Annotated in this window: 15 protein-coding genes, 1 pseudogene and 1 riboswitch; of the genes and pseudogenes, 9 read left to right on the top strand and 7 right to left on the bottom strand. The window is 61.4% G+C overall.

The window, feature by feature from the left end:
• Positions 1-114: 114 nt before the first annotated feature.
• The 5 genes from hpnE to hpnA are packed head-to-tail and all read right to left on the bottom strand — an operon-like array spanning position 115 to position 5243.
• Entirely contained in the window at positions 115-1377 is a 1263-nt protein-coding gene (gene hpnE / locus ACINK1_RS14005) for a hydroxysqualene dehydroxylase HpnE (RefSeq protein ID WP_376803378.1), read from the bottom strand.
• Positions 1374-2201 carry a presqualene diphosphate synthase HpnD gene (gene hpnD / locus ACINK1_RS14000; RefSeq protein ID WP_376801302.1) on the bottom strand — a complete coding sequence of 276 codons (828 nt, stop codon included), beginning with the start codon at positions 2199-2201 and terminating at the stop codon, positions 1374-1376. Before hpnD ends, hpnE begins: the two co-directional genes overlap by 4 nt.
• Positions 2198-3076: a squalene synthase HpnC gene (gene hpnC, locus ACINK1_RS13995; RefSeq protein WP_376801300.1), complete on the bottom strand. Its 879-nt coding sequence runs from the start codon at positions 3074-3076 to the stop codon at positions 2198-2200. Before hpnC ends, hpnD begins: the two co-directional genes overlap by 4 nt.
• The gene (locus ACINK1_RS13990; protein WP_376801299.1) at positions 3073-4239 is read right to left on the bottom strand and encodes a glycosyltransferase; all 1167 of its coding nucleotides are present in this window, start codon (positions 4237-4239) and stop codon (positions 3073-3075) included. The genes hpnC and ACINK1_RS13990 overlap by 4 nt, the downstream gene beginning before the upstream one ends.
• Entirely contained in the window at positions 4236-5243 is a 1008-nt protein-coding gene (gene hpnA, locus ACINK1_RS13985; RefSeq protein WP_376801297.1) for a hopanoid-associated sugar epimerase, read from the bottom strand. Before hpnA ends, ACINK1_RS13990 begins: the two co-directional genes overlap by 4 nt.
• Positions 5244-5385: 142 nt before the next feature.
• Between hpnA and ACINK1_RS13980 the strand changes: the two genes are divergently transcribed.
• From ACINK1_RS13980 to ACINK1_RS13955, 6 genes are all read left to right on the top strand, one after another.
• The gene (locus ACINK1_RS13980) at positions 5386-6555 is read left to right on the top strand and encodes a fumarylacetoacetate hydrolase family protein (RefSeq protein ID WP_376801295.1); all 1170 of its coding nucleotides are present in this window, start codon (positions 5386-5388) and stop codon (positions 6553-6555) included.
• Between the two features lie 77 nt (positions 6556-6632).
• Entirely contained in the window at positions 6633-7550 is a 918-nt protein-coding gene (locus ACINK1_RS13975; RefSeq protein ID WP_376801294.1) for a DMT family transporter, read from the top strand.
• A 45-nt stretch (positions 7551-7595) separates the two neighbouring features.
• A riboswitch (TPP riboswitch) is annotated at positions 7596-7699 on the top strand.
• Positions 7691-8458: a hydroxyethylthiazole kinase gene (thiM, locus tag ACINK1_RS13970; RefSeq protein ID WP_395760160.1), complete on the top strand. Its 768-nt coding sequence runs from the start codon at positions 7691-7693 to the stop codon at positions 8456-8458. Its footprint overlaps the riboswitch before it by 9 nt.
• Positions 8455-9114, top strand: coding sequence for a thiamine phosphate synthase (gene thiE / locus ACINK1_RS13965; protein ID WP_376801291.1), 660 nt, complete (start codon positions 8455-8457; stop codon positions 9112-9114). The genes thiM and thiE overlap by 4 nt, the downstream gene beginning before the upstream one ends.
• Positions 9111-9917: a bifunctional hydroxymethylpyrimidine kinase/phosphomethylpyrimidine kinase gene (gene thiD / locus ACINK1_RS13960; RefSeq protein ID WP_376801289.1), complete on the top strand. Its 807-nt coding sequence runs from the start codon at positions 9111-9113 to the stop codon at positions 9915-9917. The genes thiE and thiD overlap by 4 nt, the downstream gene beginning before the upstream one ends.
• A gap of 1 nt (position 9918) precedes the next feature.
• Positions 9919-10989, top strand: coding sequence for a TRAP transporter substrate-binding protein (locus ACINK1_RS13955; protein ID WP_376803380.1), 1071 nt, complete (start codon positions 9919-9921; stop codon positions 10987-10989).
• Positions 10990-10997: 8 nt separating this feature from the next.
• On the opposite strand, the gene ACINK1_RS13950 is transcribed toward ACINK1_RS13955, so the two are convergent.
• Complete coding sequence (locus ACINK1_RS13950; RefSeq protein WP_376801079.1) at positions 10998-11846, bottom strand: fumarylacetoacetate hydrolase family protein; 849 nt, start codon at positions 11844-11846, stop codon at positions 10998-11000.
• A gap of 515 nt (positions 11847-12361) precedes the next feature.
• Between ACINK1_RS13950 and ACINK1_RS13945 the strand changes: the two are divergent.
• Positions 12362-13678, top strand: a pseudogene (locus ACINK1_RS13945) (OmpP1/FadL family transporter).
• A 78-nt stretch (positions 13679-13756) separates the two neighbouring features.
• Here the strand turns inward: ACINK1_RS13945 and ACINK1_RS13940 are convergent.
• Positions 13757-14533 carry an SDR family oxidoreductase gene (locus tag ACINK1_RS13940; RefSeq protein ID WP_376801081.1) on the bottom strand — a complete coding sequence of 259 codons (777 nt, stop codon included), beginning with the start codon at positions 14531-14533 and terminating at the stop codon, positions 13757-13759.
• A gap of 256 nt (positions 14534-14789) precedes the next feature.
• Between ACINK1_RS13940 and ACINK1_RS13935 the strand changes: the two genes are divergently transcribed.
• Positions 14790-15593, top strand: coding sequence for a UDP-2,3-diacylglucosamine diphosphatase (locus ACINK1_RS13935; protein ID WP_376801082.1), 804 nt, complete (start codon positions 14790-14792; stop codon positions 15591-15593).
• On the top strand, positions 15593-16657 hold the full coding sequence (locus ACINK1_RS13930; RefSeq protein WP_376801083.1) for a glycosyltransferase family 1 protein: 1065 nt from the start codon (positions 15593-15595) through the stop codon (positions 16655-16657). Before ACINK1_RS13935 ends, ACINK1_RS13930 begins: the two co-directional genes overlap by 1 nt.
• Positions 16658-16678 lie beyond the last annotated feature (21 nt).

The following is a 16678-nucleotide window of genomic DNA, read 5'->3' as shown; positions in this document are numbered from 1 at the left end:
CAAAAAGCGAAGTGGAGTTCATGTTTTTCATTCGACCGCCTTTTGCCACAGCAGCCGCGCTTTGGCTAGCCGCTTTTGCGGCCCGCATGAAGGCTTGAACGTGTCGTCACACGGTCAAAAATTGATCGTCTTGCCACGAACCAGGCGGGCGGCAGCAAAGCCTGAGCGCACCGCACCCTCAATGGTTGCCGGCAGGCTGGTATCGACATAATCGCCGGCCAGGACGAGGTTCTTCCATCTCGTTGTCTGGGGTGGGCGTTTGGCCACTTCGCCGGGTGTGCAGGCGAAGGTCGCGCGCTTTTCCTTGATGATCTGCCAGGCTGGCAGGTCACCGCGAAGCCCGGTCGCTGCTTTCACATCCGCCCATAGCAACTCTGCCAGTTCCTGACGCGGCCTATCAAGGAATGGCTCGGCGGCACTGATGGTGATCGATACGTGCTGTTCGAAGGCAAAAACCCATTGCACGGCGCCGTTGACGACACCAAGGATCGGCGGCTGATCCTGGGCGGGCGCTGTCTTGAAATGGCCGTTGATGATGGAGCGAAAGGCGGTCGGCGTGGTGATGTCCGGCACAAGATCCTGCGCCACCCAGGGTGGCACGGCAAGAACGACGGCGTCGCGCTCATCCAGCGAGATTTTCTCGTCACCAAAATCAAGCTCACTCACTCGCTCGCCGGTAAAGGACATTGCCTTCAAACGGTGATTGAATTTGAGTTCGACGCCGCGACCCTCGACAAAGTCGATGACGGGTTCAATGAAGGCACGCGACAAACCATGATGGGCAATCAGCGGGCGGCATGCCTGCCCGCCGCGTGCCAATGTCTCGCGCATCACCGCCCACGCCATCTGGGTGCAGGCCTCCTGCGGGTCGGTGTTAAGCGCCGAGACCAGCAAGGGTTCCCACATGCGATGATAAAGCGGGTGGTCTTCGCTGATCACATCGCCGACTGTCGTGCCATGCTTGCGGCCCGCAAGGCGGGCGCCGACCAGATAGTCGAAGGGCGAGGAGCCGGGGACGCGTCGCGCCTTGACAAGCACCCACCATGGCACAGGGCCGATATTGGGCTTCAGCGTCCAATGTTCACCGCTGTCGAGATCAACGAAGGAAAAAGACGCTTCGTCAGGACCCGCCAGTTCGCCGCGCGAGCCGACGAGGTCCAGCAGATGCATGGTGGCGCGGTTGCCCGAAAGAACGAGATGATTGCCATTGTCGATCATCATGTCGAGTGCAGGCTCGAAATAGGAGCGGCACCGCCCGCCGGCATGGGCCGATGCTTCGTGGATGACCACATCCTCGCCCTTGCGGGCAACGCCGGCAGCGGTTGTGAGCCCCGCCAGGCCGGCGCCGATGATGTGAAGGGTTCTGGCACGCATCATCGCCATCCGTGCTGGAGGAGAATCAACAGCTTATCGCGCTTGCGCAAGCGGGGGCGCAGGCGCGGGGGTGCAAAGCCGCGTTTTTCAAGTGCGTCAAGCACGGCCCCGTAATAGGCGCCCATCAGGCGCGGGGCGCGGGTGGCCTGTCGTGGCGCTGATGCGATGATAGCGGCCGCCTCGGCGAAATGGGCGCGCGCGCGCGCGATTACGGGAGCGCAGGCCGCGTCAAGGTCCCTGTCTGCGGTGGCAGATTTGGGATCGTCACTCAAGATACCAGCGGCAAGAAGCGCTTCACGCGGGAGATACAGGCGATCAATTGCCGCATCCTCATCAATATCGCGCAAGATGTTGGTCAGCTGTAGCGCCCGCCCGAGATGGTGCGAGAGCGCGATACCAGGCGCTTCTGCCATGCCAAACACCCTGACCGAGAGGCGACCAACCGCGCTTGCCACACGGTCGCAATAAAGGTCGAGCGTTGCCCAGTCCGGGGCTCTGATGTCGGCAACCGCATCCATTTCCATGCCATCGATAATCGCCTGCATGTCGGCGCGCTGCAGGTGGTAGGTGACAATATGGCTGGCAAGGTCGGCCAGCCTTGGCGCAACCTTTCCCTGATACATGGCATCGACATCGGCACGCCAGCGGGCGAGTTCTGCCTGCCGCTCCGCCCTCTCGCCGCCTTCGTCGGCAACGTCATCGACGGCACGACAGAACGCATAGATCGCATACATGGCCGCCCGCTGGGCTGGTGGCAGGACACGCATGCCGGCATAAAACGAGCTTGAGCGGGCGATAGCTGACGCAACGGGGGCTTGGGTGTTCATGACGTGATGCGCCCGGCAAGAGATCGATCTGGTCGAAAGAGACGCTGGACGGTGATGTCGAGAACACCGCCAAGCGCGGTTGCGGCCATTTGCGACTTTGAGAGATGGACACGTTCGCTCAGGGGATCGCGATCGCGCAATAGGCCCACGAGACGCCGTGCCAGCCGCTGGATGACCGCCACCTCGCAGGCAAGGCGGCTATCGCGGATACGTCCGGCAAAAGCCTCACTCACATCGAGCAGGTGATCTGTCCTGAGTGCCAGTTGCGACAGGCAATGGCGCAATGCCGGCGTTGCCTGGGCGGCGGCAAGCGCGCTGACGTCCAGCCCTTCAGCCGCCAAGGCATCGCGCGGGACGTAAACGCGATCGATTTCGCGGTAATCCTCGGCGCAATCCTGCAGATGGTTGATGATCTGCAAGGCCGAGCAGAGCGCGTCATTGACCGGCCACAGCTCCTCGCTCTCGCCGTGCACGTCGAGAACGAAGCGCCCGACCGGGTTTGCCGAATAGCGGCAATAATCCATCAGCTCAGCCCAATCATCATAACGGTTCTTGGTACAATCGCGCTTGAAGGCGACCAGAAGGTCAAGGCCGTGGCGGGGCGACAATCCGCGCTCAGCCAGGGCGAGGCGCAGTGGCAGGGCCGCCGGCTCGGTATCGTCCTGCCCCTGAAGGGTGCGCTCCATCTGGCCCAGCATGGCAAGCTTGGTCGCTGCATCGAGCGTTGGATGGTCGCCGACATCGTCGGCTGCACGGGCAAAATCGTAGAAGGTGAGGATCAGCCGGCGATGGCGCGGGGCTACAAGCCAGGATGCGACGGGAAAATTCTCGTCGCTGCTGCCTTTGCCCGAACGCATGTCACTGGCTGAATTCACGCACCCTCCCGCGGCAGGGCCTGCGCCCGGCCTTTCCACATGCCGCCCCTGCCGGCAGCGTGCTGATAGGCGGAATGAAGGGTAAACACCAGATAGGCAAGGGCGATCAGCGGCAGGGCGGGCGCCCTGAGCGGCGACAGGCGGTAAAAGCGCAGGATCGGAACGAACATGGAACTCATCAGCGCCCAGGCGAGCAGGGCGGGAAATGCTGCGTCGTCATGGGCAACGCAGGCAAGGAGCGGCGGGCCGAGATACACGAAGGCAAGACCGATTACCGTACCGGCAAGCAGCCATGGCGAATAATGAAGCTGCGCATAGGCCGAGCGTGACACCATGCGGGCGATATCGGCGAAACGGGGATAGGGTCTGGCGCTGAGCGCGCGGTTGGTCAGGCCAAGCCAGATCGCTCCTTGCTGTTTGAGGCGCGCTCCCAGGGCGCAATCATCGATGAGCGCTGACCTGATGCTGGCAATGCCGCCGGCCTTGTCGAGCGCCCCGCGCCTGACCAGCATGCAGCCACCGGCCGCGCCGGCCATGCGGGACCGCGGGTCATTCACCCAGGCGAAGGGGTAGAGCATCTGAAAGAAGAAGATGAAGGCCGGGATCAGCCAGCGCTCAGCCAGGCTGTCGCAGCGCAGGCGGGCCATCAGCGACGTTAAAACCAGATTGCCGGCTTCTGCCCGCGCCACCAGGCTTGACAGGGTATCGGGAGCGTAGGTGATGTCGGCGTCGCTCAGCCAGATAAATGTGGGCGGAGAATCACTTCGCGAGGCTTTCTCAATTCCCTGATTGACCGCCCAGAGCTTACCAGTCCAGCCTTCGGGGAGCGGCGCGCCAGGCAGCACAAGCAGACGGTCCGTGGCGCCAGCACCGGCCGCTGCCCGGCGGGCGATATCGCTCGTGCCATCGCTGCTTTGGTCATCCACCACAATGATTTGCAGGGAACCTTTGTAATCCTGCACAAAGAGCGAGGCGAGGGTGGCGCCGATCATATCGGCTTCATCGCGTGCCGGGATCACCGCGATCACCGCCGGCCAGCCGCCCGGTGGCGGTGGCAGGATATCATCATCCCGGACGCCGGCCCGCCAGAAATGGCCGCGACAGAGCAGCAGGAACATCCACACCGCGAGCATCAGCCAGGCGAGATCCGTCACAACCGTCATCTGACGACACCGCGCGCGCGGAAATAGCCGATCGCGTCGGCCAGCGCCTGACGGTAGGGGCGGGCGCCGTAGCCCAGGTCGCGTTCAGCCTTGCTGGACGAAAAATACATCCGATAGGCCGCCATGCGCAGCGCGTCGACGGTTGCGAACGGCTCCTTGCCGGTAAGGCGGGCAATCGCTTCGCCGATATAGGCAAAGGGAATGATGGCGCGGCGGGGAACGCGCCCGAAGGGCGGCCGGCCCCCGGTTAATTCGGCAATGTCGTGCAACATGGTGCCAAGGCTAACATCGCTGCCGCCCAGAATATAGCGCTCGCCAACCCGGCCCTTCGCGAAGGCCAGCAGATGGCCGTCAGCGCAATCATCGACATGGACGAGGTTGAGGCCGGTATCGACATAGGCGGGCATGCGCCCGTTCGCTGCCTCGACGATCACACGCCCGGTTGGTGTCGGCTTGATGTCGCCGGGGCCGATCGGCGTTGAAGGATGGACGATGATGGCGGGCAGGCCGCGATTGGCGACGAGATCGTCGACCAGGCGCTCGGCAATCACCTTGGAGCGCTTGTAGGCGCCGATGGCGGTTGAGGCTGTCAGTCTGCCCTTTTCATGACCCGGCTGTGCATCGTCGCCGGGCTTCAGGGTGGCGACCGAGCTGGTATAGACGATGCGGCTGATGTTAGCGGCAAGCGCTGCCTCCATGACGGTGCGTGTCATCGCCTCGTTGTTGCGAACGATATCTTCGGGGTCAGGTGCCCATAACCGGTAATCGGCGGCCACATGGAAGAGGCCGTCAACGCCCTCCATGGCTGCGCCAACGGCGGCCGAATCGCGCAGATCGCCGGTCATTACCTCAGCCGGCAGGCCGGCGAGATTATCGCGCGGACTGCCCGCGCGCACCAAAACCCGCAGCCGCGCGCCCTTTGCGGCAAGAGCACGCAACACCGCTGCGCCGACAAAGCCACTGGCGCCGGTGACCAATATCGTTCCGCTTTTTGTCCAGTCCATACCGGCCGTCTCCCGCCTCGCGGCAAGGCTCTATAATCGGCCATGAGGCGAAGACCAAGCCCGCAACGCAATTCAGGTTGATTGCGGTGGCGGACAAGGATCATTATGGGCAGCGGCAATCGGGGCGCCGGATGGAGGATTTGTGACAAGATTACATCATTCGGCGCAAACCACCTTGCCGGCCGATGGCACGACAGGGACGTTGATCGGTCGTGTCTGGCGGGCTGATCAGGACGGTCCGTCGGTGGTGCGCATTGATGATGACGGGGTCTACGACATCTCACGCTCGTTTCCGCTGGTGAGTGTGTTGTGTGAAGAAAACGATCCTGCTGCGGCGGCACGTCAGGTGAAGGGTGAGCGGCTTGGCTCTCTGGACGACATTCTGGCGGGCGGCGCGCAAGGGGGTGCCGGTCTGTCGTTCCTTGCGCCCATCGACCTTCAGGCGATCAAGGCGGCAGGCGTCACGTTTATTCTGTCCCTGCTGGAGCGGGTGATCGAGGAGCAGGCGCGGGGTGAACCGGCGCGCGCGGATGCCATAAGGGCGGACATTCTGGCCAGTGTGGGGCGTGATCTTTCCGGCCTCAAACCCGGCTCGCCCGAGGCAGCAGCGCTTAAAAAAACACTGATGGCGCGCGGCGCCTGGTCACAATATCTCGAAGTCGGTATCGGCCCAGACGCGGAAATCTTCACCAAGGCGCAACCGATGAGCGCGGTGGGCACGGGAGCTGATATCGGCATCCACCCGGGCTCAAGCTGGAACAATCCGGAACCTGAAGTGGTTCTGATCGTCAATTCGCGCGGAGTGTTGGTCGGCGCAAGCCTGGGCAATGATGTCAATCTGCGTGATGTCGAGGGTCGCTCGGCGCTGCTTCTCGGGCGCTCGAAGGATAATAATGCCTCAACGGCCATCGGCCCCTTCGTTCGATTGATCGACCATAGTTTTTCGCTTCAAGATATTCGCCGCGCCCATGTCGAACTGGTGGTCGAGGGCGAGGACGGCTTTCGCCTCACCGGCTCCTCGACCATGACGGCGATTGCGCGCGATCCGCTTGATCTGGTGTCACAGACGATTGGCCCTCATCATCAGTATCCGGACGGTTTCGTGCTTTTCTGCGGTACGATGTTTGCGCCGATCGAGGATCGCGACCATCGGGGCGAGGGGTTCACACACAAGACCAACGATATCGTCACCATTCGCAGCAGCAAGCTTGGCAGTCTCGTCAATCGTGTCCGCCCCACCGATGACGCGCCACCGTGGCGCTTTGGAACGGCGGCACTGATACGCAATCTTTCAGCGCGCGGCCTCATCTAGATGGGGTTGTCACGGCAAGCGACGGTGAAAGATGTGCCCTGTTGTGATGATCCACAGCAACGGGAAGGCAGGCGACCTTGAGCGAACTTTACGGCATTGTCTTCAAGATCGCCGCCACCTTTGTTTTTGTCGTCATGGCGATGATGGTGAAGCTGGTGGCGGCCCGCCTGCCGACGGGTGAAATCGTCTTTGCACGCTCGCTCTTTGCCGTCATTCCGATCCTGGTTTACATTGCCATGCGTGGCCCGGTGCGCGCTGCGCTGGCGACCAGACGGCCCTTCGCCCATGTGTTGCGCGTCTGTATCGGTATCAGCTCTATGGCGCTCGGCTTTGCCGGTCTGTCCTATATTCCGCTGCCCGATGCGACGGCGATCGGCTATGCGATGCCGATTTTCGGAGTGATTTTTGCCGCAACGATCCTGCATGAGCGCGTGCGCATTTATCGCTGGACAGCGGTTGGTATCGGGATGGTGGGCGTGCTGATCATCCTGTGGCCGCATCTGGGCGAAGCGTTGACAACGTCTCCGAGTGCGGCGGCCATCGGCGCCCTCTTGTGCCTTGTCGCGGCGGTCTGTTCAGCCTTCGCCATGGTGACGGTGCGGGCTTTGACGTCAACGGAAGAACCGCCAACCATCGCCTTCTATTTTTCGCTGGGTGGCGCGGCGATTGGTCTGGCGAGCGCGCTCTTCGGCTGGGTGATGCCAACGCCTGGCGAAGCAGCCCTGCTGCTGGCCATCGGGGTCAGCGGCGGCGTTGGCCAGCTTCTCCTTACGACCAGCTTCAAATATGCCGATGCGTCCCTCATCGCGCCCTTCGAATATACGTCGATTGCCTGGGCGACGATGCTGGGCTGGTTTGTGTTTGGCGATGTGCCGGGCACGCAGACCATCATTGGCGGTCTTGTCGTCATTCTGTCGGGCATGTTCGTCATCTTCCGCGAGCGTCAGCTGGGGCTTAAAGCAAAATACGAGGCCGCCGCCCGCATGCCGCGCTGAGGCGCCAGCGCCTTGCCAAAAACCCGCCATACGCTTACATTCCCCGTCATCTCGTCGGGGTGCCTGAATGATCAGGCTGAGAGGTGACGTCCAACCCGTCGAACCTGAACCGGGTCATGCCGGCGGAGGAAATCGAGATCTTGAGCGCGTTGCGTCCGTCAGTAGCCGATTTGGGTGAAGCGCTTCGTCATTTGCGACGGCGACAGCCGCGTGTCCATTGTCTGACAAATATCGTTGCGGCCCAGTTCACGGCCAACGTCTTGCTTGCCATCGGCGCTGTTCCCTCGATGACGGTGTCGCCGGAAGAGATTGGTGCCTTTGTCGCGAGCGCCGATGCGCTTCTGGTCAATCTCGGGACTTTCGACCGTGAGCGGCGCGAGGCGGTGGGTATTGCGGTCGACACAGCGCGTGAAACTGGCAAGCCCTGGGTCCTTGACCCGGTCTTTATTGATCGCTCGGCGGATCGTGGCCGATTTGCCCAAGAGCTGCTTGCAAAATCGCCGCGCATCATCCGGCTCAATGGCAGCGAATATGGTGCGTTGTTTGACGAGCCGGCGCAGGCGGACGTCATTCAGGCGCGTGCGCTTGCAGGCGGCGTAACGATTGCCGTGAGCGGAGCTTCGGATTGCGTCAGCGACGGGAGGACGCCCGTCATCTGCGGCAACGGACATCCCTTCCTGCAAAAGGTGACGGCGATCGGCTGCGCCGAAGCGGCCTTGATGTCGGCCTTTGTGTCAGTCACGCGCGAACCGATCCTCGCAGCCATTGCCGGGCACATCGTGATGGGCGTTGCCGGAGAGATCGCGGCACAAAAAGCACAAGGTCCGGGTAGTTTCTCGGTCCATCTCATCGATGCGCTGCATGCGATGGATGACGCGATACTGAGCGAGAGGGCGAGATTGTCATGACATCTCTTGATCTGTCGCTTTACGCCATTTTTGACCCTGATGTGACGCCGGGCATCGAGATGGCGCACGCGCTGCGCGCGGCGGCTGCCGGCGGCGTCCGCCTGCTGCAATTGCGCTGTAAATCCATGTCCACGAACGCTTTTCTTCATCTGGCAATGACCGCGAAAGCAGCGCTTGCGGGGACAGGCGTGCCGCTGATCATCAATGACCGGGTTGACATCGCGATGGCCTGCGGGGCTGACGGGGTCCATGTCGGGCAGGATGATCTGCCGGCGGACGCCGCGCGGCGCATTCTGGGCGCCAACGCTATTATTGGCCTGACGGTGCGCAGCGAAGCGGAGGCGCGTGCCGCGCCGCTCGAGGTGATCGACTATGTCGGACTTGGCGGCGTATTTGCGACCGCCAGCAAGGTCAATGAGACGGCGCCGTTGGGACTGGACGGGTTTCGTCGTCTGGTCGATGTGCTCAGATCGCGTCGCGCTGATCTGCCGATATGCGCGATTGCCGGTATCACGGTTGATAATTGTGGGTCGGTGATCGCCGCGGGCGCTGATGGTATTGCCGTTATTTCGGCAATTTTTGCAGATGGCGAGCCCGCCATGGCGGCAGCGCGCCTTTCTGCCGAAATCACCAAAGCGCGGGCAAACCGGCGATGACGATTCCCATTGCGCTGACGATTGCCGGCTCGGATTCAAGCGGCGGGGCGGGCATTCAGGCGGATTTGAAGAGCTTTGCTGCCCAGCGTGTCTATGGGGCGAGCGTGATCACCGCGCTTACCGCCCAGAACACGCAGGGCGTGACGGCCATTCATGCCGTGCCGCCCGCCATCATCCGTGCGCAGATGGACGCGGTTTTTGACGATCTCGCCGTCAAGGCGATCAAAATCGGCATGCTCGGCAATCGTGAGACGATCAGTGCTGTCGCTGACGGGCTGATGGCGCGCGAGTGCCCATTCATCGTGCTTGACCCTGTGATGGTTGCCCAATCGGGCGCGGCGCTCATTGATGATGGAGCGGTGGATGCCCTGATTGCCAACCTTTTTCCCCGCGCGCTGTTGGTGACGCCCAATCTGCCGGAGGCGGCACGGCTGGCCGGTGGCGTCATGGCGCGTGACGAAGGCGAGATGGCCGCGCAGGGACGCATCATTCTCGCGCGTGGTGCGCGGGCCGTACTGGTCAAGGGCGGACATGGCAGTGGCGACATGGCAATTGATATCCTGGTGAGTGAGACCGGTGTCACGCGCTTCAGCGCGCCAAGGCTTGCTGTCCGCAATACGCATGGCACGGGTTGTTCATTATCATCGGCCATCGCTGCCCTGCTGGCGCGCGGCCTGACGCTTGAGGAGGCGGTCGGGCAGGCGAAGACCTGGCTCAGTGGCGCGATAGCACGCGCTGGCGAGCTCGAAGTGGGGCAGGGCGCCGGCCCGGTCCATCATTTCCATGAATTGTGGGGTGGATAACATGTCGCGCTCACTGACACGCCGTTTCGCCATGTCAGCCGCGCTGTCGCTTGGCCTTGCGGCGCCGGCGCTGGCGCAAGGTCGCCAGCAATGGCGCATGGTGACGTCGTGGGGGCGTGATCAGCCGGGGCCAGGGACGAGCGCGCGCCGGCTGGCCGAGCGGATCACAAAGCTCAGCGGCGGGGCGATCGAGGTCAAGGTGTTTGCCGCTGGCGATATCGTGCCCGCGCTCGGGGTGTTTGACGCGGTCGGCAATGGGACCGCCCAGATGGGTCACAGCGCCTCCTTCTTCTGGGCGGGGAAGATTGCCGCAGCACCTATTTTTACCAGCCTGCCCTTCGGATTGACCCCGGTCGAGCACAGCGCGTTCCTTCTTCACGGCGGAGGGCAGGGGCTGTGGGACGGGCTTTATCGCCCCTACAACGTCAAGCCGTTTACCGGTGGTAACACCGGCCCGTCGCTTGGCGGTTGGTTCAACCGGCCGATTAATGGCGTGGACGATTTCAAGGGTCTCAAAATCCGGGTGCCGGGACTTGGCGGCGAGATGTTCCGGCGGCTGGGGGCGCTACCGGTTCTGACGGCACCCTCGGAAATCGTCGCCAATCTGCGCTCCGGCGTCATTGATGCCGCTGAGTTTCTCGGGCCATGGGCTGATCTGGCCCAAGGCTTCCATCAGGCGGCGCACTATTATCTGTGGCCGGGCGTCACCAAGCCGAACGGTTCCAGCGAGGCGTTGATCGCGCTTGATGTATGGCAGGCTCTGAATGGCGATTTGAAAGCTGTTGTCGAAGCGGCGTGCGAGGCGGAAAGTCACGTCGGTCTGGCCGAAGCCGAATGGTGGAATGCGCGCACCCTTGAGGTCATGGTCCGCCAATATGGTGTGCAGCCGACAGCGCTGCCGGACGCCGTCTTGCTGGCCTTGCGGGCAGCAGCCGACGAGGCAATCGAGTCGCTTGCCAGCCGGGATCAGGCTGCCCGCCTTGTGCTTGAGGCCTATCACGCGGTTCGCCAGCCGGCCCTTGCCTGGTCGCGCGCCTCGTTGCAGGCCTTTCTGCGGGCCCGCAACGGCTAGTCCGTCGCTCAGCCCTTGTAGTCGCGGACCAGCTGTTCCTGGGTGCCAAGACCCTGGATATGCAGCTTCACCCGGTCGCCTGCCTTGAGAAAGCGCGGGGGTTTCTTGCCCATGCCAACGCCCGGTGGCGTTCCGGTGGTGATGACGTCGCCCGGGTCAAGGCGCATGAAGCGCGACGTATAGGCGACGAGATGAGCGACCGGAAAGATCATGGTGCGCGTATTGCCCGTTTGCATGCGCTCGCCATTCACGTCGCACCACATGTCGAGGTTCTGCACATCGCCGATCTCGTCAGAGGTAACCAGCCATGGTCCGAGCGGGCCGAAGGAAGGGAAGCTTTTGCCCTTGGTCCACTGGCCGGTGCCGCCGATCTGCAGTTCACGCTCGGAGACGTCGTTACACAGCGCAAAACCCGCAACGTGATCGAGTGCCTTTGCCTCATCAATATAAAGCCCGCCCTTGCCGATGATGATGGCAAGCTCGACCTCCCAATCGCCTTTCATCGAGCCTCTCGGCAGGACGATGTCGTCATGGGGCCCGCTGACCGAATTGGGCGCTTTGTCGAAAATGATTGGCTCGGCCGGAATAGGCGCGCCTGTTTCATGCGCATGATCAACGTAGTTGAGGCCGATAGCGATAAAATGGCCGAGTTTTCCAACGCAGGGACCGATGCGGGTGCCGGCAGGCACAACGGGTAATCTTGATGTTTCGATTTTTTTCAGTGCGGCGATTTTTTCCGGCAACAAGGCGTCGCCCGCAATGTCATCGACAAGGTGAGAAATGTCACGAATCTGACCAGATTGATCGATGATGCCGGGTTTTTCAGCGCCTGGCGCGCCATAACGGACGAGTTTCATGTAAATTTTCCGTCTTTTTCTGAGTTTGCCCCGCGAACGAGGCGACGATGAGAAACGGAGTGTGCGACTCGCGTCACAATAAGGCAAGCGATAGGGCCCAACGAAATGCCGGCATGCGTCCGCCGCTGTTGTTTTGCTGCAACATAGGTCTCAAAAACGTTTGTTTGGTGACCGCCCGAAGGTGGTCCCGGGCGCGTCATACCGAAGACACAATTTGATAAAAATGATTATAAAACCGGCAAATTCGTGCACAAAATTTTTTCATGTCGGTATTGTGACGGTGTTTGGCTGCGAAATGACAAGAAAAAATGAATTTGCAGATGTCTTGCCCGCGCACGACGGCAGCGACCTTGGTAACGGCTTCCCCTTGCATCGCATTTAGGCGGAGCTAGGGTGCCACAACGCAATCGGCCTGAATTGACGGCGTGGGAGGGTACATCTTGGCTCATTTCTTGACATTTCATCACAAGCGACTGGCAGTAGCGCTGGCGTCGGGCGTCGCCGGTCTGGCATTGATGGCCGGCAGCGCGCAGGCCGGTGGCTTTGCCAGCCGGCTCGGTTCAACGGACGCAACCGCCCAGGCCTGGGCAGGTAGCGCTGCTGCTGGTCTTGGCATCGGCGGCATCGGCGTCAACCCGGCCGTTGTGACCTCGCTTGACGGGCTTAATGCTGAAACAGGTGGCGCCGGCGTGTTTCCTGATGCCAGCCTGAGCCGCACGACATTCAACGCCACAACCGCAGTGCCTGGCCTGGCCGGCGCAGGCATCTTAGGTGCTGTCAACGGTGTTGCCGGAGCCGCGCCGCAGCAAACGGGCAATTTCGCGACATCCGTCCTGACCGCCGGCAGCTATTTCAACGTGCAGCTCAACAAGCAATGGTATTTCGGCCTGTCGGTTACGGCGCCCTTCGGTCTTGGCGTCAATTATAACGGAAATGCGGTTTTTGCGGCGGACCGTACCCGCGCCCGCATCACCACGGTGAATGTGCAGCCTGTCCTTGGTGTCAAGCTCAATGATCAGTGGAGTGTTGGCTTCGGCTTCCAGGTTCAGTGGATCAACCTGACGTTTGAGCAGCGGGTCAGCACCTTGGCGCCGCAGCTTGGCACAGGTCAGGTGACAGCCTAGGATGTCGGCATCGGCTTCACCGCTGGCGTGACCTATGAGCCGATCAAGGGGACGCAACTTGGAATCGGTTACCGCTCGTCGATCGACCATTCAGCCGATGGCCGCCAGACCTTCAGCGCCGCTGTCCCGGGACTTCCTGGCTCGCCGGGCAGGTTCCCGATCACCATCGACCAGTCAACGCCTGAACTGGTGACGGCAAGTATCCGTCAGACCATCAATGACAAGCTGGCGGTCTCGTTGACGGGTGAATGGCAGAACTGGCGCCGCGTGAAGACGTTGATTGTTGGCGGATCGCCGACCGGGTCGCAATTGGCGTTGAACTTCAACGATGGCTGGTATGTTGCGCTTGGAGCCGAATACAAGCTCGACCCGAAATGGACGGTGCGCGCTGGTGTCGGTTATGATTTCTCGCCCGTCAGCGATGCCGTGCGGACGCTGTCGGTACCTGATTCCGACCGCCTGATCCTGAGCGGTGGTCTGCAGTATCGCTGGTCGCCGCAGATCACGTTGTCGGCAGCCTACACGGCCGAGCTTTTCCAGCGTGCGCCAATCAACGGCACGATCAGAAGCGCCATTCCGAACCTCGGTGCCTTCGCCCTCGATTATACGACGCGCACCGATGTGACGGCCCATCTCGTCAGCGCTGGCCTGACCTATCGTTTTGATCCGCCGCCGGCGGTCATCGAAGCGCCGCTGGTCACCAAGTAAGCGCGTCGGGCAAGCAGATCAAAAACGGAAAAAGGGGCCTTTTTGGCCCCTTTTTTATTGGTTGGACAGAAACAACGATCAAAGCGTGGTCACGACAGCGCCGCCATCAATGAGGATTGACTGGCCGGTGATGTAGGCGGCCTGTGTCGAGCACAGAAAGGCACAGAGCGCGCCAAATTCATCGGCAGTGCCGAAGCGTTGGGCGGGAATTGCCTTGCGGCGCGAAGCGGTCACTGTATCCACTGGCGCGCCCGAGGATTGCGCCGCACGCTCGAAATTCGACTTCAGCCGATCGGTATCGAAAGCGCCGGGCATGATCTGGTTGATCGTCACATTGTGCATGGCGACCGTCCGTGCGACGCCAGCCAGGAAAGCGGTCAAGCCGGCGCGCGCTCCCGATGAAAGATCGAGCCCGGCGATGGGGGCTTTGACCGAACTCGACGTTATGTTGACGATACGCCCGAACCCGCGCTCGCACATGCCGTCGATCACCGCCTTGATGAGTTCAATCGGGGTGATCATGTTGGCGTCCACGCCGGCAATCATGGCGTCGCGGTCGACCTCCCTGAAATTGCGGAAGGGCGGGCCGCCATTATTGTTGACGAGAATGTCGACCGGGCCGGCGGCGGCAAGAAGGGCCTGGCGGCCTTCCGGCGTGCCAACATCTGCGGCGATGGCAATGATATCAGCGCCGCTGTGGCGCAATTCGTCAGCCGTTGCCTCGAGGCTCGCCATCGTGCGCCCGTTGATGATGACCCGGCACCCGGCTTCGGCAAGCGCCTTGGCACATCCTTTCCCCAACCCTTTGGATGAGGCACAAACAAGAGCGGTCCGACCGGCAATTCCCAAATCCATCTGCTGCTTCCCTTGAACATGTTTCGTCCTCACGCATCGTGCGGCAAGGCCGGTGGGGCGATCCTAGATCACGGAGGCATTATAAGAAATCAAAACCGCGAACCAGCCCATTGTTCGGTCGTATGATCGTTGCGAAAGGTCGCCCGGTCGCTTTTGCATCATGCGTGGGTACCGTATTTTCGCCATGTATGTCATAATTCTGAGAGGCGACTCGGACACAACTCTATCTGTCCAGGATCATGACGGGGAAAGCGCATTGTCTGACGCCGAAAACCAACGCCATTACCGCACCCTTTTCCTGTCCGATTTCCATTTGGGAACCAAAGGATGTCAGGCAGGGTTGTTGCTGGATTTTCTCAAAATCTATGACGCCGATACCATTTATCTGGTCGGCGATGTCGTTGATGGCTGGCGCCTGCGCCGCGGCTGGTACTGGCCACAGACGCATAATGACGTCATCCAGAAATTGCTGCGCAAAGGCCGCAAGGGTGCGCGCCTGATCTACATTCCCGGCAATCACGACGAATTCCTGCGTGACTATGTGGGCATGACCTTCGGGGCTGTCGATATCGTCCAGAACGCCATCCACGAAACGGTCGATGGCAAGCGCTTTCTGGTGATGCATGGCGATGAGTTCGATGTTGTTGTGCGCCATGCCAAATGGCTGGCGCTGCTTGGCGACTGGGCATATGTACTGGCGCTGGGCATTAACACCTATCTCAACTGGGGGCGGCGCAAGCTGGGGCTGACCTACTGGTCGCTGTCATCGTGGGCCAAGATGAAAGTAAAAAACGCCGTGAATTTCATCGGTGAATTCGAACAGGCGCTGACGAGTGAGGCCAAACGGGTTGGCGCGGATGGCATCATCTGCGGGCATATCCATCACGCGGGCGAAAAAATGATGGGCAACATCACCTATATCAATTGCGGTGACTGGGTTGAGAGCTGTACGGCGGTGGTCGAACATTTCGACGGGCGGCTCGAGATCATCCGCTATGCTGCTGATGTGCGGGCTGCGGCGCTGGCAACGGAACCACAAGGGACACCTGTTGCAGCGTGATGCGGGTTCTGGTGGCAACCGATGCCTGGCATCCGCAGGTCAATGGTGTGGTGCGATCTCTGGAGGCGTTGGTGCGCGAGGCGCCCGGGCTCGGCGCCCAGGTGGAAGTCCTGTCGCCGCTAGCCTTTCGTACGCTGCCAATGCCCGGCTATTCCGAAATCAGGCTGGCGATCGCCCCCCTGTTGCGCCCCTCGACGATTGGCCGCCACATTCAGGCAATTGATCCTGATTATATTCATATCGCCACCGAGGGGCCGATTGGCAATGCCACCCGCAATTGGTGTTTGAAAAACGGACGCGCCTTCACCACCAGCTACCATACCAAATTCCCCGAATATGTGTCCGCCCGCCTGCCGGTGCCGCAGCGCTGGACCTACACGTGGCTCAGGCGCTTCCATAATTCCGGTGCCGGGGTGATGGTGGCAACCCAAAGTCTCGAAGCAGATCTCGCCCGCCGCGGGTTTGTGAACATCATGCGCTGGGGGCGGGGGGTTGACACGCAACTGTTCAAGCCGCGCGCGGAGGAGCTGCCAAACGTCAAACACCCGGTATTCCTTTATGTCGGGCGGGTGTCGGTCGAAAAAAACCTCCCCGCGTTTCTCTCCCTCGATCTGCCCGGCACCAAGCTGGTTGTCGGCGAGGGGCCGATCCTGAATGAGCTTCGTGTCAGATTTCCTGACGTGGTCTTTCTCGGCAAGCTGGAAAATGAGGAACTGGCGGAGGCCTATGCCGGTTCCGATGTGTTTGTGTTTCCCAGCCGTACCGACACGTTCGGCATCGTCCTGCTGGAAGCGATGGCGAGTGGCCTAACGGTTGCTGCCTATCCGGTCACCGGCCCGGCGGATGTGGTTCAGCACGGCGTCACCGGATCGCTCTCCGAAGACCTGCGCGCGGCCTGTCTGGAGGCGCTCGCACTGCCGCGCGAGGCGTGCCGCAACGCTGCGCTTGCTCACAGCTGGCAGCAGGCGACCAAACAATTTCTGGATAATGTGCGCGAAGCCAACACCGTCAAACGGCGGCGGCGTTTTCTGCCCTTGCGTCTGCGACGAAAAGCAAGATCGTGACGCGTGGCGATGTCAGGGTCA

Origin of the sequence: Raskinella chloraquaticus (SeqCode), assembly GCF_021731865.1 — a bacterium.
Classification (GTDB): Bacteria; Pseudomonadota; Alphaproteobacteria; order Rhizobiales; family UBA4765; genus Raskinella; species Raskinella chloraquaticus.
Note: the sequence above shows the minus strand (reverse complement) of the source record. Positions and strands in the feature narration are given on the sequence as shown.